General features: G+C 45.5%; 1 protein-coding gene. It reads right to left on the bottom strand.

The genetic code is table 11. The annotated features are described in order from the left end of the window. Window positions 1–81 precede the first annotated feature (81 nt). Window positions 82–1,308 (bottom strand): IS110 family RNA-guided transposase, encoded by a 1,227-nt coding sequence (locus NOM01_RS17015; RefSeq protein ID WP_255749779.1) that lies wholly within the window; start codon window positions 1,306–1,308, stop codon window positions 82–84. Window positions 1,309–1,595 lie beyond the last annotated feature (287 nt).

The raw sequence follows: 1,595 nt of genomic DNA, 5'->3' as shown, positions 1-1,595 counted from the left end.
CTTTTATACGTAAATGTGATGACGCTCAAAAAAAGTGCAAAAAAATACTGTCCCTGATGCATGAACTGAATTTTTTTCAGTTCATGCTGTTTTTTCGTGAATTTCTATTTCGTAACCGAGCAGTTTTTCCAGCTGTCGCTGATAGAACTTGGCACTTTGCTTTTTCTTTGGCAGGTAATCAGGACCGAACTCTTTATAGGGTTGCTTCTCTTTTAAGATATGATAGATAATCTTCAGAATGAGATGTGCTAAGGCCATGATTGCTTTTTTCGGTCCACGTCGTTTGACCAATCGGTAATAGTAAGCCGACAAGCGTGTCTTCTTACTCCGGACAGCTCCCCAGGCGACCTGACAAAGCATTGACTTTAAGCCTTTGTTTCCTTTCGTCGTTTTAGACGATCGTTTCTTTCCGGCACTCTCATTGTTTCCTGGGCTCAGTCCACCCCAGGAGGATAAATGCGCATCCGTTGGGAACTGGGTCATGTCTGTTCCGATTTCCGCTAGGATGACCGCCGCTGCATCCTGATTGATTCCCGGAATCGATGTGAGTAGCCCCACTTCCTCTTGATAGTCCGTCATCAACTGATCAATTTCTTGTTCCAGTTCCGCACTATGTTTTTCTAAGTCAAGAAGCAAATCATATTGCCGTCGAATCATCTTTCGATGATGCCGTCGAATTTTCCCGTTTAGCGCATCCAAAAGCTGAGGCACTTTCGCCCTTAGTTTTGTTTTTACTCGGGAATGAACCTGTTCCCGAGTTAGCGATTCCCCATTCATGATTGCCTCAAGCAATGCGCGTCCGGAAACACCAAAGACATCGCTCATATAACTGGTCAACTTAATATTGGCGTCCTGCAAGACGTTATGAATGCGATTCTTCTGCTCCGTTGTCATCTGCAGCAGCTTTCTCCGATACCGAGTCAGGTCACGCAAGTTGCGGATCGCTTCTGGGGGAACAAAACTTGACTCAATTAATCCGTTGCGTAAAAGTTTAGCAATCCATTGGGCATCATTCATGTCGGTCTTCCGCCCCGGAACATTCTTAATCCTTTTCGCATTGGCAAGGATTAAGATGAACGAACTCTCGAGGATATTCCAAACCGGCTTCCAATAGACACCCGTACTTTCCATGGCGACATGCGTGCACTGAGCTTCCTGCAGCCAATCGCTAAGGGCAAGGAGTTCCTTGGTGGTCGTGCCAAAGTTCCGGATCTGTTTCTGAACCTTTTTTTCGCCCTTTAACACACAGGCAACGATTTCTTTTTGATGAACATCCAAACCCGCACAACAGTTTAAAAGTGCATCCATGATTCATCATCCCCTCTAATCATGATAAAATGATGGAGGGACAGGTGGTGCACCTGAGTGATATGAATTTTTATACACGTGCTTTGAAAAAAGCGACATTGGGTGGTGCTCCAAGGTGCATGGGATCGGTTTTGTACACGGGGTTTAATAGCCCTCCAAAAAAATACCGACCTTTGCCTGTCCCCATTCTCCTTTTATCCATTCTTACATAGAAGAAAACGTAGCCCTACATTTTCATGACCGGTGGTGTCCCGCACCCCTCAAAGCGGGGCATGGGAGTTTTGTAC

The sequence above is a fragment of the Sporolactobacillus sp. STSJ-5 genome (assembly GCF_024385605.1).
GTDB lineage: Bacteria > Bacillota > Bacilli > Bacillales > Sporolactobacillaceae > Sporolactobacillus.
The sequence above is the reverse complement of the archived record's forward strand: the minus strand, read 5'-3'. Positions and strand labels throughout refer to the sequence as shown.

Coding starts and splice junctions, on each gene's coding strand:
- NOM01_RS17015 (WP_255749779.1), bottom strand. CDS start 1,308: ATGGATGCACTTTTAAACTGTTGTGCGGGTTTGGATGTTCATCAAAAA.